Below are 388 nucleotides of genomic sequence, written 5' to 3' on the forward strand. Positions count from 1 at the left end.
CTTTCTGCATTTCATTCATTCCTTTGTAAGCTTCGGCTAATTGCCGGTAAAATTGTTTTTCGGTTTCAGGATCATCTATTAAATAATCGAGACCTTCCTGCAAACTTGTCTCAGCTTTTTTGAATTCCTTCAGCCGCATTTCGGCAGTTCCTCTCATCAGGAAAAGCCATGCCTGAGTGGGAAAAATTTCCAAAGCCTGTTGACTCAGGGATTTTACCTGCTCATAATTTCCGGCCTCTGCCATTAGACTAATTACTTCCCTAAAAAGACCAAAATCATCCTTTTCATTTTCCAGTGCTGTAGTAAAATAATCTAAAGCCAGTTCTTTATTTCCTTTTTCAAGAAAGAAAGTACCCAGCTGTTTATATACTTTCCGGTTATTTTCTTT

Annotated in this window: 1 protein-coding gene; it reads right to left on the reverse strand. The window is 37.9% G+C overall.

All coding sequences use genetic code 11. The annotated features are described in order from the left end of the window. A partial coding sequence (locus HC176_RS17310; protein ID WP_425338224.1) for a tetratricopeptide repeat protein occupies positions 1-388 on the reverse strand: 388 nt, incomplete at both ends.

It is taken from the genome of Tamlana crocina (genome assembly GCF_012037625.1).